This window comes from Synechococcus sp. CCAP 1479/10 (genome assembly GCF_019038515.1).
Taxonomy (GTDB): Bacteria; Cyanobacteriota; Cyanobacteriia; order PCC-6307; family Cyanobiaceae; genus Cyanobium.
In genome coordinates this window covers 55,922-75,565 of record NZ_JAFKRJ010000047.1, presented here as the reverse complement: position 1 = coordinate 75,565, position 19,644 = coordinate 55,922, and the positions used below count along the sequence as shown (strand labels likewise).

The following is a 19,644-nucleotide window of genomic DNA, read 5'->3' as shown; positions in this document are numbered from 1 at the left end:
GTGGGACAGGGGGAATGGTTCAGCGGGAGCCGTCGTCGAGCAGGGCGTTGAGGCGGTCCAGGAGGTGCTGGAGCCATTGCTGGCGCCGGGGGCCGGCGGGAGGAGGCAGAACGGAGTCGCGGACGTGCACCTCGATGCCGGGGGCGAGGGTGAAACGCAGCCAGCGGCTGCCGTTGTCGCTGGAGCGGGATCCGGAGGGGGTGCGGTCGGAACGTGAGCGGGAGGACAGGGGTTTGTTGAGCATCCCAAGGACGGAGCCCATGGCCGCGGCTTTTCGTGCGAAGGACGGAGCATCGGTGTCGTCGACCGGCTCCGAAAGATCCCGCAGGTACCGCAGGGCCTCGTTGCCGGTGGCGACGGAGGGAGCGGTGGCCGCCGCCCACTCCCCATCGAGCTGCTCCAGCTGTTGCTCCAGATCGGCGTCGGCCAGAACGCAGAAGGGAGCAATGGCGGAGAGGCTGAGGCCGCGCCGGGCCAGGGCGCGCACCAGCACCAGTTGCAACAGGTGCCGGTGGCCGTACACCGCGCTGCGCCCTTCCTTGCCGGGGCGATCGATCAACCCCTGAGTGGCATAAAGGCGCACGGTGCGCGGCGAGATCTCCTCGTCCAGCAGCTTGCCGGCGACGAGGAGGAGCTCCTCGAGGCCGTAGAGAGCGTCAGCTGGGGCGAAGACCTTGACCATTCCCTAATTATCCACACTTGCAGTGCAGGTGTCAAGCGGTTAGGCTTCGAGCCCCTCCTGGCCAGCCACCATCGAACACCCCACTCCCGACCCCGCGCCCCTGCTGGAACACCTGCAGCACCTGGCCCGGCCCCGCCACGCCCGCTGGGATCCCATGGGCCTGATGGCGGTGCGTGCCTATCTCAGCGAACAGCTGGGCGCCCTGGGGCCGGTGCAGGAGCACCACTTCCGTGAGGGCATCGATGCGGGCACCAACCTGATCCTCAAGCTCCCCGGCCAGCATCCGGAGCTCGCCCCCCTGCTGGTGGCGGCCCACTACGACGGCCCCCTGCACTCGATCGGCGCCGACGACAACGCCTCCGGCCTGGCGGCCCTGATCGAGCTGGCCAAGCACTGGGCAGCCGAGCCGCCCCGGCGGCCGGTGTGGATCGTGGCCTTCGACCAGGAGGAGTGGGGCATGCTCGGCAGCACGGCCTTGGCTTCTGAACTCAAGGCCAGTGGCCAAAAGCTCGAGCTGATGGTGAGCCTGGAGATGCTCGCCTACACCGCCGCCACCCAGAGCTATCCAGTCCCGGCAATGCAGGCGATCTATGGCGATCGGGGCGATTTCATCGCCGTGGTGGGCAATCAGGGTGTCGCCGAGATGCTGACTGGCCTCGCCAGCCTCATGGGGGAGCACGTGATCACAAAGGTTCTGCCGGTGCCCGATGCCGGCCGGGCGATTCCCGACGTGCGCCTCAGCGACCACAGCCCGTTCTGGGATGCGGGCTACGACGCCGTGATGGTGACCGACACCTCATTCATGCGCAACCCGCATTACCACCAGATGAGCGACACGATCGACACGCTGGATCTGCCGTTCCTGGCGGCCGTCACCGAGGGGCTGAAGGCGGGGCTGGGGGCTCTGTGACACCAGCAGCGCCTCGTCATCTCTGGTCCTTCGCAGGGAAAATCGCCTCGATCCAGACGAGCTGGGGAGGATGGATCCCGCCGCAGACCCGCCGATGGAGCCAACGCTCGACAGCCTTCTGACCTTCTACGCCGAGCGGATCGGTGGGCCCTTCCCCCTCAGCCTGCTGCCTCCCGATCGGCCGCTGCACTGGCAGGGGCAGACCCTGTTCGGCACGGCCCGGGGCACGGAGCCGCTTTACCTGCTGCAGAGCACGATCGATGCCTTCCTGAGCGCCGCTCCCCTCGGCACCTTCTGCGTGGGTTTCTGGGGCCATGGCCTCAACAGCCACGCCTTCTACTACCAGCGCCGCGAGCCCTGGGGCAGCCTGTTCCTGCGGCTGGCCTACGGGGGGTTCGACGACGACAACGAACGGGACGCCCGCCGGATCAGAGGCACCATGGAGTGGCTCGCCGGGTTCCTGCCGATCGTCAGCGAGCGGGCCCGCCAGTGCATCGTGGTGGATTCCATGGGTGACGCCCTCTTCCGGATCGTCCTGACAGGCGGCCAGGTCATCGAGGGCGACGGCCCCCTGTTTGAGCCCGAGAGCGGACCGGCCGAGGCGCTGCGCCCCCTGCTGGAGGGGCTGTAGCGCGGGCTGGCCTCTTCTGGCTGGCTTCTTCTGGCCGGCCCCGCTTCTCACCAGAACGTCTGACAGGGAAAGACGGACAGCTGCGGATCAGCGGTGAGCAGCAGCAGCCGCTCCAGCTCGGCCTGGGCCGCCAGCATCCGATCAAAGGGATCGCGGTGGGGCTGGCTGTAGCCGCCGGCCCTGAGGCCATGGGCCAGGGAGATCGGCAGCGCCTGGAAGCCATCGGCCTGTAGCAGGCCAGGAAGATCAGCCATGGCTGTAGCCAGCTCGGGCAGCTTGCCCTGATGGTGCTTGAGGCTGAGTTCCCAGACCGATGCAGCACTCACCAGGATCCGGCTGGTGGGATCCACCAGCAGGGCCAGGGCAGCACCCGAAAGCCGCTCCGGAGCGAACCACCACCACAGCAGGGCATGGCTGTCGAGCAGGTAGGCGGAGGGGCTGCTCACGACAGGGCTGACGCCGGAACCACGGGGCTGGCTTCCCAGTCGGCGAGCTGATCGGGCGCCATGGGCTCCAGCAGGGCGTCGGGCCGGCTGAGGGGACCCAGGTGACGCAGACGACCGGGGAGCCGCTGGGGAGCCGGCGCCTCCAGGGGCATCAACCGTGCCCAGGGCTTGCCGGCCTTGGCCAGCACGATGGTCTCACCGGCGTGGGCGTCATCGATCAACCGCGAGAGCTGGGTTTTGGCCTGGTGCACATTCACCAGACGGGGTGCCGGTGCTGGACGTTCCACAGGGCCGGGTCGGGACTCTTGCTTAGCTTAGTCATGGACTAAGTCTGTGCCTGCGGCACCCAGCCTCAGCCCAGATACGGCTCCAGGAAGCTCAGCGGCCGGGCCATGGTGGCCGAGAAGCCGAGGATGCCCCGGTCGCGGTGGCTGTAGAGCAGCGTGTCGTCGGCCTCCAGCAGATACGTGCCGCCGCGCTGGGTGAGGAAGTCGTCGCGGGGGACGTAGGTGCGCCAGTGGCCCAGCACCTCGGCCATGTTGCGCAGCCGCACGGTGGCCAGCTCGAAGGGGCGCTGGAAGCCGCGGCCGCCGGCCCGTGCGAAGAACGACCCCTTGATCGGCGGCAGGGGCCCCGCCTGGATCGTCTCATCGTCGGCGATGCGCTGGGGGGCGCTGCGATCGCCGGTGTAGCCGCGCAGCACCTCGGCCAGGGTGCCGGGGGAACCCAGGCCGGCGCACATCAGCAGCAGGTTGGGCCACGGCCCACCCGCCTGCTTCAGCCCCTCGTAGAGCCCCAGGTCACGGTGCAGATGGGGTTCGGCGTCCACCAGCAGCCGATCGGGCGGGAAGCCGGTGAAGGCGCAGAAGCGCTCGCGGCCCGCCCCGTCGCCGATGGCGATCGCCAGCACGGCGATGCCGGCGGCCTCCAGCTGCGGCAGCACCGGCGCCAGCGCCTGGGCGTACTCAAGGCTGTCGAAGTCGCCCAGCTGGCTGAGCAGCACCACCAGCCGCCGCCGGCCGGGCCCCATGCCCTCCACCGCCGCCAGGCGCTCCAGCAGCAGGGCAGGGGCGGGCGGCCGGGTGGCAGCGTCGGCGGCGGAGGCGGTCACGGGCAGGGGTGGGTCAGGGCGCAATCATGCTCATCCATCGGCGCTGATCGACGTATCCTTACCAGGTAAGACCCAGCTTCAGGAGGCGGTGACGATGCCAGCCGAAGACGCCGCCACCAGCTCGATCACCAGCAAGGGACAGGTCACCATCCCCAAGGCCCTGCGGCAGCAGCTCGGCCTGGCCCGAGGCGGTCGGGTCAGCTTCCAGCTGGTGGGCGATCACATCGAAGTGCGCTCCTGCAAGCCGGAGCAACCGCTGCCGACCAGCGGCTTCGGCCTGCTCAGGAGCCCCCGTCCGCCGGTGCCGGCGGACTTCGACCCCGCCAGCCTGCTGACGCCGTGATCGGCCTCGACACGAACGTGCTGGCCCGCTACTTCGTCGCAGAGGACGGGGCCGATGCCGCCACCGAACGCCAGCGCCAGGCGGCCCGGCAGCTGATCGAATCGGGGCAGGCCCTGTTCCTGCCCAAGACCGTGGCCCTGGAACTGGAATGGGTGCTGCGGGGGTACTACGGCTTCGGGGCCGAGCAGGTGCTGCTGGTGTTCGGCCACCTGCTGGCCCACCCCGGCCTCAGCGCCGAAGATCGCCCAGCCCTGGAGCAGGCCGTCGCCGGGCTGCGCGCCGGGCTCGACTTCGCCGATGCCCTGCATCACGCCAGCTGCCGTGGCTGCGACACGCTCGCCTCCTTCGACGACCGGGGCTTCGCCCAGCGCATCCGCCACCTCAACCTGGCGCCCCGCGTCGTCGTTCCCAAGGCCCCTTAGCGGGTGGCCCGCGCCAGGAACCCCTCGGCGGCGGCCTCCAGTGCCTCGCGCCGCTTGGGGTCCATCTTCTCCAGCATCCGTACCATCATCGAGAGACGGGGGTTGGCCAGGAAGAAGGCCCGGTGGCGGTCGATGAAGCGCCAGTAGAGGCCGTCCCAGATCTCGCACCAGGGGCCCTTACTGAAGTCGCCCATCTTGAGGATGTAGTTGGAGCCGCCGATGTAGGGCTTGGTGGCGAACAGGCCACCGTCGCTCATCTGGCCCATGCCGTGGACGTTCGGGCCCATCACCCATTCGTAGGAATCCAGGTAGCGCTCCATGAACCAGCGGTGCACTTCACCGGGGTGGATCTCGCAGAGCAGCATCAGGTTGCTGACCACCATCAGCCGCTCGATGTGGTGGTTGTAGCCCAGCCGGTTGACCCGCTCGATTGCCGCATCCAGGGGCGGCAGGCCGCTGCTGCCGTCGTCCCAGCAGGGGGCGAGCCGGCGGTGGTGGTTCCAGAAGTTGGCGCTGGCCTGGCGCTCGCCGTGCACCCGGTCGATGCCGCGCACGAATTCGCGCCAGCCGATCACCTGGCGCAGGAAGCCCTCCAGCGAGGCGATCGGCACCGGCTGGCCGCCCTCCTGCCTCCGCTGGGCGTGCTCCAGGGTGGCCGCGATCACCGCCGCGGGGGTGAGCAGCCCGATGTTGAGCAGGGGCGAGAGCAGGGAGTGGTGCAGGGTGGCGTGCTGCCGGCTGAGGGCGTCTTCGAAAGGCCCGAAGCCATCGAGGCGCTCCACCAGGAAGCGCTGCAGCCAGGCCGCGGCGCCGGCCTGATCGAAGGGAATCCACAGGGGCCCGAGCTCACCGGGGTGGTCCGGGAAATGGCGGCTGATCAGCTCCCGCACCGCCGGCTCATGGGGGCTGGCCGGCACCGCCGGAAGGGTGGGCTCCACATACCCCTTGGGCAGCTTGCGGCGGTTCTCGGTGTCGAAGCTCCAGCGTCCGCCGGTGGGGGAGCCATCGGCCTCCAGCAGCAGTCCGAGGCGACGCCGTTGGCGCTCATAGAAGGTCTTCATGAACGGGCGGCGGCGGCCCTCGAACCAGCTGCGGCTGCCTGCCACCGATTCCAGGAACGCCGGTGAGGGCAGCACGGTGAGCCGCAGCCCCTGCTCGACGCAGAAGCGCTGCAGCCGGGCCTCGAAGCTGCGGTCGGCCACCTCGGCCACCAGGAGCTCGCGGCTGGCGGGCTCGTCCTCCAGTTCAACCGCCAGCCGCTGCCAGAACGGCACACCCACCGACTCGGGCAGCTCGCAGTAGCGCACCTCCACCCCGCGGGCGACCAGCGCATCACGGAAGCTGCGCATGGCCACGAAGGTGTGCAGCAGCCGCAGGCGGTGGTACCGCCAGGTGGAGGCCACGGCGAGGTCCTCGACCATCAGCACCCGCTGGCCGGGGGCGAGCTGCAGGGGGGAGGGGCGAGTCCAGTCGGGGTGGAGCTGGTCGCCCAGGATCAGGGTGAGGGTCACGAGGGGAGGCTGGCGGGTCGGCTCCAGAGCCGGCGGTGGGTCTGATCGGGGTCGTAGAGACCCACCTGGCGCTCCAGGTCGAAGCGGCGGGGACTGCCGCCGAAGCTGCGCGGGTCGGAGCCGACGCCGGCCAGGTAGGCCCAGTTGCCCGTGTTCAGGGCCGGGTGGGCATCGATCAGGGCCCACTCGAAGAAGCGGGCGCCCCAGATCCAGGGCAGCCGCAGCTCGTTGACGAAGTGGGAGGCCACCCACTGGCGACCGCGGTTGGAGAGGTAGCCGGTGGTGAGCAGTTCGTTGAGTTGGGCATCGATCAGGGGATGGCCGGCGTCGCCGCGGGTCCAGCGCACGAAGCGCTCCCGGTCTTCCACCCAGTCGGGCGGGCGCTGCTGAAGGCCGCCGGGGGCATGGAAGGCGTCGCCGTGCTTCTGCTCCGACCAGAGGAAGAACTCACGCCAGAGCAGCTCCTGCTGCATCCATACCGAGCCCTCATCGGCGCCGTGGAGCTCCTGGTAGCGCAGCACCTCCTGCCAGATCCGCCGCACCGAGAGGGAGCCCACCCCCAGGAAGGGGGAGAACTTGGCGGAGAACTCCGTCCCCACCAGCCCGTTGCGGGTGGCCTTGTAATCGCGCAGCCCGCCGGAGCCGAACAGGTAGTGGTCCAGCCGGGCCAGGGCCGTGGGTTCATCACCGGGGAAGGGGAAGGCGCTGCGGTCATCGCTCCCGGCCCCGGGCGCCACCGGCGGGGCCAGCCAGGACCGGGGGAGCTCGTCCCAGGCGTTCCCTAGCCCGGCGAGATCCGGTGGGGGCAGGGGCGGTTCCGGGTCGCGCTCGAGACCGCGGCGGAACGGGCTGAACACCAAGGGAAAGCGCTCGGCCGCCACCGGCCAGGTGGCGAAGAGGCGGCTCTCTTCGGCGTGCAGCACCGCTTCGGGCTGCACCAGGGGATGGAGCTCGGCGAGGGCGGCCGCGGTGGTGCTCTGGGGATGGTGAAGCAGGGGAACGCCCTGGGCCGCCAGGCGGGCGTGCAGTGCGGCGAGGGCCTGGGCCTCCAGGCGCCGCTGGTGGGGACCCCTCAGCCGCCGGGATGGCGGCCGGCAGGCCAGCACCAGCAGCCGCGCGCCACGCTGCCGGGCCAGGTCGACGGCCCGGTGCAGGGCGGGCTGGTCATCGAGGCGCAGCTGGCCCTCCAGGGCCAGGGCGATGGTGGGGGCACCCGCCATGGTGCGTCGCCGGGGCGGCCAGCCTGGCAGGGGCGGGGGAGCCACCGCGAGGCTCGGTTCCATGACGGATTGCTGCGAGCCAGGACGGAGCGATTGCGCGTCTTAAGGATTGCTCTAGATTTCTGCCCATGAGGGAGACGCCCGTGCACCGATCCATCGGACTGCTGACCGCCACCGGCCTCACCGGCCTGGCCCTGGTGAGCCTGACCATGACCTTCCTGGGCTGAGTCAGGGCGCCGCCGGCAGGTAACCGGTGCGGCGCAGGAAGGCCCGGAGCGCCTCGGGGTAACTGGCATAGCGCCGTTCCGGTTGCCGGCACTCACCCTTGTCGTTGTAGCCGGCCTCGCAGGAGGTCAGCCCCCAGTCGGAGCTCCGGTCGTAGAGGCCCAGCATCCGTTTCCAGCCGCTGTCGAATTCCCCCACCAGCGCCTTGGTGGCCACCCAGGCGGCCAGGAAACCATTGGCCTCGGTGCGTTGATCGGCCGGCTGCTGGAACCAGCTCTCCATCTCCTGCAACCGGCGCCGGTGCAGGGGCAACACCGCCGGCTTGTGGCTGATGTCGACGAAGCGAGGGCCATTCAGCTGCCAGATCTGGCTGGGGGCGCTGCTGCCGGCGTAGCTGGCGAACTGATAGAGGAAGCGGTTGTCCACGTCCACCAGCAGATAGCGGCCGTTGCCGAGCGGGTCGCTGGCGCCGCTGGGCCCACCGTTCACCGGATCGCGACGCACTTCGAACCAGCGGCGGCCATCGGGGCTGCTGGTGAGCACGCGGGTGTCGTTGCAGCAGTGGGCACCGCCAGTGAACGAGGAGAGCAGCACCTCCGGGTAGGGGTTGGACGGATCCATCTCCACCACCTGCAGCACCGAATCGATGCTGCCGGGGCCGATCCGCAGCGCCCCCATCAGCTGGCCGACCACCTTCCCGTCCACCCGGACGGTGGCCACAGGCTGGACCTCATCCATGCCATCGGGTTTGGGCTGGCGGCGGTTCTCCAGCACGGCCACCACGGGTCCGTTGGTGATCACCGGACCGGGTGCCGGGGAGAGGGCCAGCAGCAGGGGCAGCAGCATCGGAGTGGGGCCTACTGGCAGCCCTGGACCGAGATTCGGTAGCTGAAGCCCAGGGCGCCGGGGTCGCTGCTGGCTCCCACCTTGAAGTTCATCTGGCTGGCCTGCTTGCCCGGAATGGCAGGGAAGGGACCGAACATCCGCCCGGTGCCGATCGGCGGGTTCATGACCTCGTTGATCACCTGCAGATTGCTGCCATCGCTGAACTTCATGAAGCCACTCACCGGGTACTTGGCGTTGGCGTCGGAGGAGTTGGCCGTGAAGAAGAACTTGAAGCTGCTGTAGGGCTGGTTGACGATGAAGTCGGTGTTCCAGTTCTCCTTGCCGAGCAGCTTGGCAGCCCCGACCCGCTTGGAAACGATCGGGGAGGTGCCATCGCCACCGATCGGCTGCAGGAAAGTGCAGCGCTGCTGGGCCTGGGCGGCGGAGCCGGCACCGAGGGCGAGCGAGGCGCTGAGCAGGGAAACGGCCAGGACTTTCATGGCGGCGGATCGACTGACTTCGACCCTAGAGCGCAGTGGGGATCTCGGCCATCAAGGTTCGCCCGTCAACGCTCGAAGGGAAAGATCCGCTTCCAGTCGTTCTTCATGCTGATCACGATCCACCCCTGCCGTCCCGCCTCGTCATGGAGGCCCTGGGTGAACGGCCCCACCTTGGTGTCCGGCAGCCCCAGGGCCGGACCGTAGGCATACTCACGGCGGGCGTCATCGTGCAGCACCAGCATCGCCAGGCGCGCGCCGTCGCCGGCCTTGGTGTACTCCAGCATCTGCCGGTCGCCGGTGGAGTTGCCGAAGGCGGCGATGGGCCGCCGGCCGATCATCAGCTGGATGCCTTCCGGCTTGCCGGCGTCGTTGTCATTGAGCAGCAGCCGGGGCTCCTTGGTCAGGAAGGGCCGGCCCGAGCTGTCGTAGCCGTAGCGGGTGGCGCCGGCACTGCCGATCACCTGCTCCGGCGGGATGCCATACACCTCCTCCGCATAGACGCGCACGAAGTCCTGGCCGCCGCCGGTGACGATGTAGGTCTTGTAGCCATTGGCGCGCAGGTAGCGGAGCAGCTCCTGCATCGGCTGGTAGGTGAGCGCGGTGTAGGGGCGCTGCCAGCGGGGGTGGCGGGCCGTGGCCAGCCACTGGCGCACATCGGCCTTGAAGGTGTCCAGGGGCATGCCGCTGAGGGCCGTGGCGGCAAGCCGCTCCAGCTCCTGGCGGGTGGTCACCGCCCCGGGCACCTTCTCCAGGATGAAGCGCACCTGCGGGTAGACCGGCTGCTCCACCCAGAGGGTGCCGTCCTGGTCGAAGGTGGCGATGCGCTCGGCGGGCGGCACGAAGCGAGGGCTGGCGGGGTCCGTGGTCTGGCGGACGAAGCGGACGATGCCGTCGCGGGCCGCTCCCGGATTCCAGGAGGGCAGGGGATCGGCCGGGCGGGCGGTGGTGCCCGCCCAGCCCGCCATGGCGGCCAGCAGGGTGGTGGCGAGCAGGCCCCCCAGCAGGAGCAGGAACCAGCGGCGGCTGCGGGAGAGGGTCACGGGGCGTTGGGCTCAGAACTTGCGAAGTTCGCGGCGGATCTTCAGCTGATCGCCGGAGTGCTGCTGGTTGAAGAGCAGCAGCGGCACGCCAGCCAGCAGCAGGCCGATGGCGACCACCACCCCCAGGGAGACCGGCGGTCTGCCCTCCGGTGGAACCGCGCCGGGCCGGAGCCGTCCCCTGACGGGGCGCTGGCGCCGCGAGCGGTTGAACCTGGCCATCGAGGCGGGCGGCGGAGACGGCTGGCCCTTCAGTATCCAGGCCCGTGATCCCGGTCCGCTGATCCCCGGCCCACGGCCTGCGCAGGGATGAAAGGATTTCGGCAACGCCCTTGCCGGCCCGCCATGGACGCACCCACCCTGCTGCTCGCGACCGGAGGCCACCAGATCGAGGCGGCCGAGACCCTGATCGAGGTGGGCCGCTTCATCGTCATCCTGTTCGCCGCCCGGGCCCTGGCGGAGCTGATGGTGCGGTTCCGCCTGCCGGCCATCCTCGGCGAGCTGGTGGCGGGGGTGCTGATCGGCGTTTCGGGGCTGCACCTGATCCTGGCGCCGGAGCTGGGCGGCCAGCTCAACGCCCTCGCCGAGGGCACCATCGCCGCCCTCGCCCACGTGGGCCCCGACCAGGTGCAGGCGATCTACGACCACGGTTTCACCAACCTGCAGGCGGTGGCGAAGATCGGCCTGCTGGCCCTGCTGTTCCTCACCGGCCTGGAGAGCGAACTCGACGAGCTGATGGCGGTGGGGGGCCAGGCGATCACGGTGGCGCTCACCGGGGTGGTGCTGCCCTTTGCCCTGGGCACCTTCGGCCTGCAGTTCCTGTTCGGCGTGCCCCTGCTGCCGGCGATCTTCGCCGGTGCCGCCATGACCGCCACCAGCATCGGCATCACCGCCAGCGTGCTGGGGGAGCTGAAGTTCCTGCGCACCCGGGAGGGGCAGACGGTGATCGGCGCCGCCGTGCTCGACGACATCCTCGGCATCGTGATCCTGGCCGTGGTGGTGGCCCTGGCCGGCGGCGAAGGCTTCAGCCTGGGCCCGATCCTGAAGCTGATCGCCGCGGCCGCGGTGTTCGTGGTGGTGGCCCTGTTCCTCAGCCGCACCGCCGCGCCCCCCTTCGACTGGCTGCTCGATCGCCTCAAGGCCCCGGGCGAGGTGGTGGTGGCGGCCTTCCTGGTGATGTCGCTGGCCTGCTTCGCGGCCCAGGCCTTCGGGCTGGAGGCGGCCCTAGGGGCCTTCGCCGGTGGCTTGATCCTCAGCGGCTCGCGCCACCGGCACGCGATCGAGGAGGCGGTGAAGCCGCTGGTGGCCCTGTTCGCCACCGTGTTCTTCGTGCTGATCGGCAGCGGCATGGACCTGTCGGTGCTCAACCCCTTCGATGCGGCCAACCACGAGGGTCTGGTGATGGCCGGCTTCCTGCTGGCGGCCGCCGTGGTCAGCAAGGTGGCGGCCGGCTGGAGCTACCTCAGCAGCGGGCCCACCAACCGGCTGGCGGTGGGGCTGGGGATGATGCCCCGGGGCGAGGTGGGCCTGATCTTCCTGGGGCTGGGCACCCAGACCGGGGTGCTGGGGCCGTCGCTGGAGGCGGCGATCCTGCTGATGGTGATGGGCACCACCTTCCTGGCGCCGGTGCTGCTGCGACTGGTGCTGGCCGATGGCGCTGAAGGGGCCGAGGCGACCGTCTGAGGCCGCCGGGCCGTGGGACAGTGGCGAGAGCTCGCCCCCTGCCCGTGCCGAACGCCAGCGATACCCCCAAGTCGGTGATCATCGGCCTGCTGATGGTGATCGGCTCCCTCGTCGGCCTGGCCGTGCTGGTCTGGGTCGCGGTGGTGATGCTGGATCTCAAGCACCTGAACACCTCCGGCTTCACCCTGCCCTGAGGACATCCGGTTGGCGCCTGCGGCGGTACTGAAGGCTGTCACCCTCGGGGCCCCCATGCCACATCCGATCACTGCTCCCCTCACCGCTCTGGCTCTCACGCTCGGGGGAAGCCATCCCTTTGCCCTGCCTGGTTCCTCTGTGACCGGCACCTGGCCATCCGCCACGGTTGTCACCGAACGGGTCGCCCAGGCACGGGCTGGCGCCCTCGCCCCCTCCCTGCAGGGCAAACCCGTGGTGGTCGACATCTATGCCAGCTGGTGCTCCAAGTGCCAGACGATCGACCCAACCCTGAGCTCCCTTCGACAACAGAAGGCCGGCAAGGCCACGTTCCTGAAATTCGATGTCTCCAATGCCAGCCAGCTGAAGAAATCGCGCGAGACCGCCCGTGCCCTCGGACTTGGCCCGTTCCTGGAGGCCAACCGCAGCCAGACCTCCCTGGTGGCCGTGATCAACCCAGCCACCGGCGCCACGGTGCAGACATTCCGCGCCAGCACGGATGAGCGCGCCTACATCGCGGCGATCAAGAAAGCCCAGTCGATGATCAAGCCATGAACAGCTCTGCCGTCCGCAGGAAAGGCCTGGCCTTTCTTGTGCTCCTGGGTGGGCTGGCCCTGCTGGGGGTCCTGGCGGCCCATTGGCTGCCCGTGATCGGCATGCAGCTGGATCTGGCGATCCAGTCAGCGTCGCAGGCCTACGCCGATCGGCTGGAGGCCCTGCCCGGCGGGCCGGGACTTCTGCTTCCCCTGTTCGCGTTCAGTGGCGGGGTGTTGGCGAGCGTCTCGCCCTGCGTGCTGGCCATGCTGCCGCTGAACCTGAGTTACATCGGCACCCTCGGGCCCATCAGCCGACCCCAGGCCATCCGCAGGGTGGGGGGGTTCGTGGCCGGCACCGTCCTGGTGCTGAGCCTCTTCGGGCTGATCGCCTCGTTCGCCTCAGCGATTGTGGTGGACCATCGCGGTCCGGTCCATCTGGTGGTGGGGCTGATCATCCTGGTGATGGGCCTGAACCTGGGCGGCTGGCTGCCGCTGACCCTGCCCCGCCTGCCCGAGCTGCCTGCTTCCGGTGGTCCATTCCTGGTGGGGATGGGCTTTGCCCTGGTGAGCTCCCCCTGTGCCAGTCCGGTGCTGTTCTCGGTGCTTGCCGCAGCCGCCGTCACGGGTTCCACCGCGCTTTCCGTGCTGACGATGGTGAGCTATGCCCTGGGGTACACCGCTGTGATTGCCGCCTCCAGCCTCTGGGTCGGCCTGATGAGCGCCTCCCGGCGACTGCTCGACCACGCCGACACCCTCACCCGGGTGAGCAGCCTGGTGCTGCTGGCGGCGGGAATCTACACCATCGTCCAGGGGCTGATCACGACCTGGCGGACCTGAGCGGCAACAGCGAGGCCTGTGCTTGCCCTGATCCTCAGTGGGTGGGCCTGGGGATCACGTTGGGCCATGGGCATGGGCGGCAACCAGGCTGGCCAGGAGGGCCTCGGCCTTGAGCGGCTTGGCGAGCACAGCGTTCATGCCCGCCTGCAGCGCCGCCTCCCGCTCCTCGGCGGAGGTGAAGGCGGTGAGCGCCACGATCCAGGGCCGATCCGCCTGGCCGGTGGCGGCCCTGATGCGGCGGGTGGCCTCGAGGCCATCGAGCCGGGGCATCTGCACATCCATCAGGATCAGGTCGGGATCGAGGAGCCGCTGGCGCTCCAGCGCCTCCTGGCCGTCGACGGCGGAATCGGGCTCGTAGCCAAGACGCCGCAGCATCAGTTCGCAGAGCCGGCGGTTCACGGCGCTGTCGTCCACCAGCAGGATGCGCAGGGGATGGCGCGCCGCGAACGGGTCGGCGGGCGGCAGCGGCGGCGGGTCAGCGACAGAGGCAGCGGCGGGAGCGGGGGCGGCAGCGGCATCCACCACCTGCACGGGCAGGCGGAATCGGAACACGCTTCCCTGGCCGGGGATGCTCTCCACTTCGATCGTGCCGCCGAGGGCATCGACGAGCTGCCGGCAGATGGCCAGCCCCAGACCGGTGCCGGCCTGGGGGGCATGGGCGGTGGCGCCCAGCTGGGAGAAGGGCTGGAACAGGCGATCCAGCTGGTCGGCGGGGATGCCGATTCCGGTGTCGGCGACGGCGAATTCGAGGGGGATCGTCCCCGCCTTCGCCGCCGGAACCACCGCCTTCACCGCCGGAACCCCGGCCACCACTGAGACCACAACGCGGCCGGCGTCGGTGAACTTGATGGCGTTGCCGATCAGGTTGAGCAGGATCTGGCGCAGGCGGATGGCGTCGGTGACGATGGCCTCGGGCAGCTCCGGGGGCATCACCAGGTCCAGGTCGATCGCCTTGACCCGGGCGAGGCTGGAGCAGGCGGCGATGGTGTCCTCCAGCAGGGGGCGCAGCCGGCAGGGGGCGAGCTCCAGCTCCAGATGGCCGGACTCGATCTTGGTGAAATCGAGGATGCCGTTGAGCAGGGTGAGCAGGGATTCCCCCGAGCTGTGGACGATGTCGAGACACTCCCGCTGCTGCGGCGAGAGCTCCGTGGCCAGCACCAGACCGGTCATGCCGATGACGCCGTTGAGGGGGGTGCGGATCTCGTGGCTGAGGGTGGCGAGAAAGGTGCTCTTGGCCCGTTCGGCGGAGGCCATGGCCTGGAAGGCGCGGGCACGGGCCTTGAGGGAGCGGCGATGGAAGTTGGCCGCCAGCACCGAGAAGCCGGCACTGCCGACCAGACCCAGCAGGTAGGTGAGCTGCAGGGGCAACTCCTTGCGTTGCAGCTGGGCCAGCGAGATGTCGATCCCGACGAAACCCACCAGCGCCCCGTCGCTGTCGCGGATGGGGGCGAAGCCGCTCATGAAGGACCCGAAGTCATCGGTGTAGGGCCTGGTGCTGACGGTGACCACCCCGCTCCGGGCGGCGCGCAGCGCATCGTCGGAGGGATCGACGTAGAGGTCACCGACGCTGACGGCACTGGCGGGAGCCCCGGGGTTCTGGACGTAGTAGGTGCTGTCGAGCGTGTAGCGGAGCCCATCCGGCGTGGCGATGAAGACGTAGGCGTAATAGATGTCAGGCACGAGCCTGCGGAGCCGCAGCAGGGGTGCGGTGGCGCGGCGATAGTCCGGATCTCCCGTCTGCTCCGGCCGGGTGATGGCGGCGACGAGGGTGGGATCCATCTCGCTGGCGGCGATGCTCACCAGGCTGTGCAGGTTGTCGCGCAGCTGGTTGCGCAGCAGTCGGGTGGCGCTCACGTAGTTGGCGCTGAGGGCCACCCCCGCGACGGCGAAGATCATGGCGGCCAGCAGCACGCTCTCGCCGCGAATCCGCTGGCGGCTCCATCCGGGGGCGGGATCGCCGCTGAGGCGTTCAGACCACGTGAAGCGGCCGAACAGACGGGAGAACGGACCAGCCAGGAGTCCTCAGCGCACGGCACAATCCTGGTCTACCCGGTCGGCACCCCCGTTCGCCTGCAGCCCGGCGCCCAGGGCCGAAGGGGGTGAGGAGATGTGAACCGCGGTGGGGCCCCCGAAAGGCCTTGCCTACGTTTACTCAGAGGAAGGGGCTCCCCATGCGCGCGAACGTGGCTCCCCGCGAGGCGGCCCGACTGGAGGCCTTGAACGATTACCGCATCCTCGATACGGCGAGCGAGCAGTCGTACGACGACATCACCTTCCTGGCTGCCCAGTTGTGTGATGTGCCGATCGCCCTGATCAGCCTGGTGGATGCCGATCGTCAGTGGTTCAAATCCAAGGTGGGCCTGGCGGTGAACGAAACCAGCCGGGATGTGTCCTTCTGCGCCCACGCGATTCTCGGCGACCAGACCCTCGTGGTGAAGGATGCCCGCCAGGACGAACGCTTCCGGGAAAATCCGCTGGTGTGCAGCGAACCCAACATCGTCTTCTACCTGGGGGTGCCCCTGTGCACACCGGGCGGGGCCAAGATCGGCACGCTCTGCGTCATCGATCAACGGCCCCGTGAGCTCAGCGACCTGCAGATCCGCGCCCTCGAGACCCTGGCCCACCAGGTGGTGCTGCAGCTGGAGCTGAAGCGGATCTCCGACCAGCTGGCCGCCGCCCTGGAGCGCATCGAGGTGATGGAAACCCTGATCCCGATCTGCTCCTACTGCAAGGGCATCCGCAACGACCAGGGCTACTGGCAGACCGTGGAGTCCTTCATCAAGAGCCACGACAACGTCGAGTTCTCCCACGGCGTCTGCAATGCCTGCATGGCCAGGTACTTCCCCGAGGTGGCTCCGCTCCCGGAAGGGGCTTCAGCCGACGGCGGCCAGGGCTGAGGCGCCCCTGGCGATCGCCGCGTCCCCGCGCCGGTGGATCTCGCGGGCGTACTCGGTCCAGGTGCCCTGGCCCCAGTAGCGGAAGCAGCTGGTTTCCAGCAGGAGCAGGTGGAGCAGGGCCTCCTGGTAGGGCGCGCTCCGGGTCACGGCGGGATCCTCGGCCACCAGGGGATCGAACACCTGGTGGAAGCGGGCGCTGAGCTGGTTCATGGGCTCCAGCACGTTGGCGTAGCCCTCCACCCAGCTGAGGTCGTTGGTCCAGGAGGCGCCGGCCATCGAGAAGGAGGAGTCGCTGGCGGCCAGTTCGGCGATGGCCGTCTCCACGGCCTGGGGGGTGGGGGCGGCGCCGACGCGCTGCCACAGCCGCTGCTGCCCCACCGCCTGGATCACCGGGAAGGCCGCCTCGCCCACCCCGGCGGCCTCGAGCAGTTCGAGGTATTCGCTGCCGTTGATCGCCACCGTGCCGGCGTCGCCGCCGTCCTGGGCCGCGAGGCGCCGGTGGGCCTGGAGGAAGGCGGGGGGGAACTCGTTCATCATCACGCCGCCGTTCTCGCCATCGGCGATCTGGGCCACCAACGCCGGCACCGACGTGTCGCCCAGGGGGACCCGCCCCAGCCCCAGGGCCTCGTAGCAGGGCTGCATCTGGCCCACCAGCTTGGTGTCGGAGCCCTGGGTCTTGATCAGCGCCGTGATCGACACCTCCTCGCCGCTGGAGCTGCGGGCCACCAGCCGATTCGGCACGAGCGTCTGCTTCCGGCTGAGGCCGCTGCCATCGGGATTCTCGACGCTGTGCTCCTGCACCAGCAGCCAGCGGTAGCCGCAGTCCCGCAGGGCGCTCACAAAGGCATACAGCGTGTCGGGGTGGTTGGGCAGGTGCATCTCCGGGGGCGAGAAGCCCTTCACCCGCTGCAGGGCCTCGCTGCCGAAGAGGGCCGCGAAGTGGTGCTGCCAGGCCAGGATCTGCAGCTTCAGATCGGGGATCGGCGTGGAGGGGGCGACGGCATGGCTCCAGAAGGTGCCGAGCCACTCCACATGGGGCACGACGGCGGGATCACAGGCCAGGAACCTGAGCGCTTCGAGAATGTCGTCGCGGCCCATCTGCTGGAAACCCCAGAGCAGATTGCCGGAGTAATCGAGCATGATCCGCGGGTTCGCGCCCTCGGCGATCAGCTGGGGGATCAGCTCGGCCAGGCGCCGGTAGCAGTGGGCGAAGGGTTCGGCGTTGTGGTTGTCGCCCTCGCCCGGGTGCTCGAGCATGTACTGCAGGTGCGAGATCAGCGCCCCGTCCGCCCCGGCGGGGATCGTGGGCTGGTGCATGTGCAGCGCACAGGCGAAGGCCGAGGTGATCGCCTCGAGCTGCAGGTTGGTGCGGGGCAGCGCCACGGGCCCGCTCTGCTGCACCAGGGCCAGGATCTCGGCTTCGCGGCCGGCGATCGGCGGCAGGGAGGGGGTGGGCATGGCGTTGCTGGGGTGCCCGCGCGCTGGGCAGGTCGTGACAGTCAGTCTGGGGGCCAGGGGCGAAACGACACGACATGGAGACGCTGCCGCCATGGCCGCCCCCGCGCCAGGCTGGGGCCATGGAACGGCCGGTGCCAGGAGATCCCCTTGCGATGACGGCCCCGGGCCGGCGCCGGCGGGGGCGCGTGGTCGTCGCCGCCACCAGCGTCGCCGCCACGGCCGCCGTCGCCATCGGGCTGGCGCTGCACGGGCTCGGCGTGGGCCGCGGTGGGCCGGCCCCCGGCACCGCCGACAGCGTGCTGGCGGCCGAGGTGGGGCGCCGCTACGGGGGCATGAAGCGGCTGCTGTTTCCCGGCCAGCCGGAGATCTCCGTGGCCGAGTGGCTGGCGCGGCCCAAGGACCGGCCGGCGGTGCTGGTCGATGTGCGCGAGCCCCACGAACGGCGCGTCTCGATGCTGCCGGGCGCGATCACCAAGGAGGACTTCGAGCGCGACAGCGCCCGCTACCGCTCCTGGCTGGTGGTTCCCTACTGCACGATCGGCCTGCGCAGCGGCCTCTACACCCGGGAGCTCAGGGGCCGGGGCTTCGCGGTGCGCAATCTGGCCGGCAGCGCCCTGGCCTGGGCCCATGCCGGCCTGCCGTTCGAAGCCGGAGGCAAGGCCACCCGGCGGGTGCACGTCTTCAACCGCGACTGGAACCTTCTCCCCCTTGGCTATGAGCCCGTCGTCACGAAGGCGCCGCCGGCCAGCGGTTCCTAGGGTCTGAAGATGTGAGGAGCCGAACGATGCCGAAACCACCCCTCGCCCTGGCGGCCGGTCTGCTGGCCATGCCCCTGCTGAGCGCTCCTCTGCTCACTCCGGGCCCGGCACTGGCCCAGAAGCGGATTCCCAAGCTGCCGGGCTACAACGAATGCCCGCTGGGATATGTGAACGACCTCAAGCAGCACTGCAATTCACCGATCTACTACGAGGTGCGGCCCACCAACGGCAAGCCCTGTCTCTCGGGCTGGATGAACATCGGGGCGGGCTACTGCAAGAAGAAGACGCTGGGGATTTTCTGAGGCGACGGGCTGGATGGGGGTCACGTCAAGGGTGAGGCGGACAGGGATGGACCGCTCTGCCTAGGCTCGCTTCCCAGGTTTCCATGCCCGCCGATCCCATGACCGCAGCGATCCAGGCCCTTGCTGCCCCCGGTGCCGGGCAACCGCTCCAACCCTTTGCCTACACCCCAGGCCCGCTGGGCAGCGAGGAGGTGGAAATCGCCGTCGAGAGCTGCGGCATCTGCCATAGCGATCTCTCCATGCTCGACAACGAATGGGGCATGACCGCCTATCCGTTTGTTCCCGGCCACGAAGTGATCGGGCGGGTGGTCGCCCTCGGGGAGCACACCAAGCGCCTGAGCATCGGCGATCGGGTTGGGCTGGGCTGGTTTTCCGGCAGTTGCGGTGCCTGCGATCAATGCCTTTCCGGCAACCAGAACCTCTGCCTCAAAGCCGAGGCCACCATCGTCGGGCGTCACGGTGGCTTCGCCACGCGGGTGCGGGCCCAGTGGACCTGGGTGGCTCCCTTGCCGGAAGGGCTGGACACCGAGAAGGCCGGCCCCCTGCTCTGTGGTGGGATCACCGTCTTCAACCCGATCGTGGAGCTCGGCATCCAACCCACCGACAGCGTGGCGGTGATCGGGATCGGCGGTCTGGGTCACATGGCCCTGAAGTTTCTGCGGGCCTGGGGATGCGACGTCACCGCCTTCACCACCAGCGACTCGAAACGGGAGGAAGCGCTCCAGCTGGGCGCCCATCGCACCTTGAACACCCGCAACGCCGAAGAACTGGCAGGGGCGGCGAGCAGCTTCGACTTCATCCTCAACACCACCAACGCCAACCTCGACTGGAACACCTACATCGCCGCCCTCAAACCCAAGGGCCGGCTGCACACCGTGGGGGCCGTCCTTGAACCGATCGCCCTGGCCGCTTTCCCGATGATTCTCGGGCAGAAAAGCCTCTCCGGTTCACCCCTGGGGAGCCCATCCACCACCGACAAGATGCTGCATTTCAGCTGTCGCCACGGCATCGCACCCACCACGGAGTTCTTTCCCATGTCCAAGGCGAATGAAGCCCTGGATCACCTCCGCGCCGGCAAAGCCCGCTACCGCATCGTTCTGATCAACGACCTGGGGTGA

Annotated in this window: 24 protein-coding genes; 12 read left to right on the top strand and 12 right to left on the bottom strand. The window is 69.5% G+C overall.

All coding sequences use genetic code 11. From position 1 onward, the window contains the following. Positions 1 to 19 precede the first annotated feature (19 nt). A complete protein-coding gene (locus KUG39_RS15620) occupies positions 20 to 682 on the bottom strand; it encodes a MerR family transcriptional regulator (protein ID WP_216916383.1) in 663 nt (220 codons plus the stop codon). Between the two features lie 163 nt (positions 683 to 845). Here KUG39_RS15620 and KUG39_RS15615 point away from each other — a divergent pair, with 163 nt between their 5' ends. After that, a complete protein-coding gene (locus KUG39_RS15615) occupies positions 846 to 1,592 on the top strand; it encodes a M20/M25/M40 family metallo-hydrolase (RefSeq protein ID WP_286193249.1) in 747 nt (248 codons plus the stop codon). A gap of 70 nt (positions 1,593 to 1,662) precedes the next feature. After that, complete coding sequence (locus KUG39_RS15610; RefSeq protein ID WP_216918366.1) at positions 1,663 to 2,223, top strand: hypothetical protein; 561 nt, start codon at positions 1,663 to 1,665, stop codon at positions 2,221 to 2,223. Positions 2,224 to 2,270: 47 nt separating this feature from the next. Here the strand turns inward: KUG39_RS15610 and KUG39_RS15605 are convergent, their stop codons facing one another. The 3 genes from KUG39_RS15605 to KUG39_RS15595 all read right to left on the bottom strand — a co-directional run bounded on the left by KUG39_RS15605 (position 2,271) and on the right by KUG39_RS15595 (position 3,699). Further along, the gene (locus KUG39_RS15605) at positions 2,271 to 2,669 is read right to left on the bottom strand and encodes a type II toxin-antitoxin system VapC family toxin (RefSeq protein WP_216916376.1); all 399 of its coding nucleotides are present in this window, start codon (positions 2,667 to 2,669) and stop codon (positions 2,271 to 2,273) included. After that, positions 2,666 to 2,920: a type II toxin-antitoxin system Phd/YefM family antitoxin gene (locus tag KUG39_RS15600; protein WP_216916437.1), complete on the bottom strand. Its 255-nt coding sequence runs from the start codon at positions 2,918 to 2,920 to the stop codon at positions 2,666 to 2,668. The genes KUG39_RS15605 and KUG39_RS15600 overlap by 4 nt, the downstream gene beginning before the upstream one ends. 101 nt (positions 2,921 to 3,021) lie before the next feature. Beyond that, complete coding sequence (locus tag KUG39_RS15595) at positions 3,022 to 3,699, bottom strand: AhpC/TSA family protein (RefSeq protein WP_216916435.1); 678 nt, start codon at positions 3,697 to 3,699, stop codon at positions 3,022 to 3,024. A gap of 175 nt (positions 3,700 to 3,874) precedes the next feature. Between KUG39_RS15595 and KUG39_RS15590 the strand changes: the two genes are divergently transcribed. Continuing rightward, positions 3,875 to 4,123, top strand: a complete 249-nt coding sequence (locus KUG39_RS15590; RefSeq protein ID WP_216916373.1) for an AbrB/MazE/SpoVT family DNA-binding domain-containing protein — start codon at positions 3,875 to 3,877, stop codon at positions 4,121 to 4,123. Continuing rightward, positions 4,120 to 4,545, top strand: coding sequence for a type II toxin-antitoxin system VapC family toxin (locus KUG39_RS15585; RefSeq protein ID WP_216916370.1), 426 nt, complete (start codon positions 4,120 to 4,122; stop codon positions 4,543 to 4,545). Before KUG39_RS15590 ends, KUG39_RS15585 begins: the two co-directional genes overlap by 4 nt. Here KUG39_RS15585 and KUG39_RS15580 read toward each other — a convergent pair. The 6 genes from KUG39_RS15580 to KUG39_RS15555 all read right to left on the bottom strand — a co-directional run bounded on the left by KUG39_RS15580 (position 4,542) and on the right by KUG39_RS15555 (position 10,085). After that, a complete protein-coding gene (locus tag KUG39_RS15580) occupies positions 4,542 to 6,056 on the bottom strand; it encodes a cryptochrome/photolyase family protein (protein ID WP_216916367.1) in 1,515 nt (504 codons plus the stop codon). The two genes, KUG39_RS15585 and KUG39_RS15580, sit on opposite strands and share 4 nt — an antisense overlap. Continuing rightward, complete coding sequence (locus KUG39_RS15575; RefSeq protein ID WP_216918364.1) at positions 6,053 to 7,276, bottom strand: FAD-binding domain-containing protein; 1,224 nt, start codon at positions 7,274 to 7,276, stop codon at positions 6,053 to 6,055. The genes KUG39_RS15580 and KUG39_RS15575 overlap by 4 nt, the downstream gene beginning before the upstream one ends. Before the next feature lie 228 nt (positions 7,277 to 7,504). Then, complete coding sequence (locus KUG39_RS15570; protein WP_216916363.1) at positions 7,505 to 8,347, bottom strand: hypothetical protein; 843 nt, start codon at positions 8,345 to 8,347, stop codon at positions 7,505 to 7,507. Positions 8,348 to 8,358: 11 nt separating this feature from the next. Continuing rightward, positions 8,359 to 8,826 (bottom strand): hypothetical protein, encoded by a 468-nt coding sequence (locus KUG39_RS15565; protein ID WP_216916361.1) that lies wholly within the window; start codon positions 8,824 to 8,826, stop codon positions 8,359 to 8,361. 65 nt (positions 8,827 to 8,891) lie between these two features. Then, positions 8,892 to 9,866: an HAD family hydrolase gene (locus KUG39_RS15560; protein WP_216916358.1), complete on the bottom strand. Its 975-nt coding sequence runs from the start codon at positions 9,864 to 9,866 to the stop codon at positions 8,892 to 8,894. 12 nt (positions 9,867 to 9,878) lie between these two features. Further along, the gene (locus tag KUG39_RS15555) at positions 9,879 to 10,085 is read right to left on the bottom strand and encodes a hypothetical protein (RefSeq protein ID WP_143594043.1); all 207 of its coding nucleotides are present in this window, start codon (positions 10,083 to 10,085) and stop codon (positions 9,879 to 9,881) included. A 123-nt stretch (positions 10,086 to 10,208) separates the two neighbouring features. Here KUG39_RS15555 and KUG39_RS15550 point away from each other — a divergent pair, with 123 nt between their 5' ends. From KUG39_RS15550 to KUG39_RS15535, 4 genes are all read left to right on the top strand, one after another. Further along, positions 10,209 to 11,546 (top strand): cation:proton antiporter, encoded by a 1,338-nt coding sequence (locus tag KUG39_RS15550; RefSeq protein WP_216916356.1) that lies wholly within the window; start codon positions 10,209 to 10,211, stop codon positions 11,544 to 11,546. Between the two features lie 44 nt (positions 11,547 to 11,590). Beyond that, positions 11,591 to 11,740 (top strand): hypothetical protein, encoded by a 150-nt coding sequence (locus tag KUG39_RS15545; RefSeq protein ID WP_216916354.1) that lies wholly within the window; start codon positions 11,591 to 11,593, stop codon positions 11,738 to 11,740. 139 nt (positions 11,741 to 11,879) lie between these two features. Next, positions 11,880 to 12,293, top strand: coding sequence for a thioredoxin family protein (locus KUG39_RS15540; RefSeq protein WP_353617229.1), 414 nt, complete (start codon positions 11,880 to 11,882; stop codon positions 12,291 to 12,293). Beyond that, positions 12,290 to 13,111: a sulfite exporter TauE/SafE family protein gene (locus tag KUG39_RS15535; protein WP_216916352.1), complete on the top strand. Its 822-nt coding sequence runs from the start codon at positions 12,290 to 12,292 to the stop codon at positions 13,109 to 13,111. Before KUG39_RS15540 ends, KUG39_RS15535 begins: the two co-directional genes overlap by 4 nt. A 54-nt stretch (positions 13,112 to 13,165) precedes the next feature. Here the strand turns inward: KUG39_RS15535 and KUG39_RS15530 are convergent, their stop codons facing one another. Next, positions 13,166 to 15,022, bottom strand: coding sequence for an ATP-binding protein (locus KUG39_RS15530; RefSeq protein WP_216916350.1), 1,857 nt, complete (start codon positions 15,020 to 15,022; stop codon positions 13,166 to 13,168). Positions 15,023 to 15,282: 260 nt separating this feature from the next. Between KUG39_RS15530 and KUG39_RS15525 the strand changes: the two genes are divergently transcribed. Then, positions 15,283 to 16,008, top strand: a complete 726-nt coding sequence (locus tag KUG39_RS15525) for a GAF domain-containing protein (RefSeq protein WP_216916347.1) — start codon at positions 15,283 to 15,285, stop codon at positions 16,006 to 16,008. Here the strand turns inward: KUG39_RS15525 and KUG39_RS15520 are convergent. Then, entirely contained in the window at positions 15,985 to 17,466 is a 1,482-nt protein-coding gene (locus tag KUG39_RS15520; protein ID WP_216916345.1) for a polysaccharide deacetylase family protein, read from the bottom strand. The two genes, KUG39_RS15525 and KUG39_RS15520, sit on opposite strands and share 24 nt — an antisense overlap. A 152-nt stretch (positions 17,467 to 17,618) precedes the next feature. Here KUG39_RS15520 and KUG39_RS15515 point away from each other — a divergent pair, with 152 nt between their 5' ends. The 3 genes from KUG39_RS15515 to ahr all read left to right on the top strand — a co-directional run bounded on the left by KUG39_RS15515 (position 17,619) and on the right by ahr (position 19,644). Beyond that, positions 17,619 to 18,224 carry a rhodanese-like domain-containing protein gene (locus KUG39_RS15515; protein ID WP_216916433.1) on the top strand — a complete coding sequence of 202 codons (606 nt, stop codon included), beginning with the start codon at positions 17,619 to 17,621 and terminating at the stop codon, positions 18,222 to 18,224. Positions 18,225 to 18,250: 26 nt separating this feature from the next. Continuing rightward, positions 18,251 to 18,526 carry a hypothetical protein gene (locus KUG39_RS15510; RefSeq protein ID WP_216916343.1) on the top strand — a complete coding sequence of 92 codons (276 nt, stop codon included), beginning with the start codon at positions 18,251 to 18,253 and terminating at the stop codon, positions 18,524 to 18,526. A 98-nt stretch (positions 18,527 to 18,624) separates the two neighbouring features. Beyond that, positions 18,625 to 19,644, top strand: a complete 1,020-nt coding sequence (gene ahr / locus KUG39_RS15505; protein ID WP_216916341.1) for an NADPH-dependent aldehyde reductase Ahr — start codon at positions 18,625 to 18,627, stop codon at positions 19,642 to 19,644.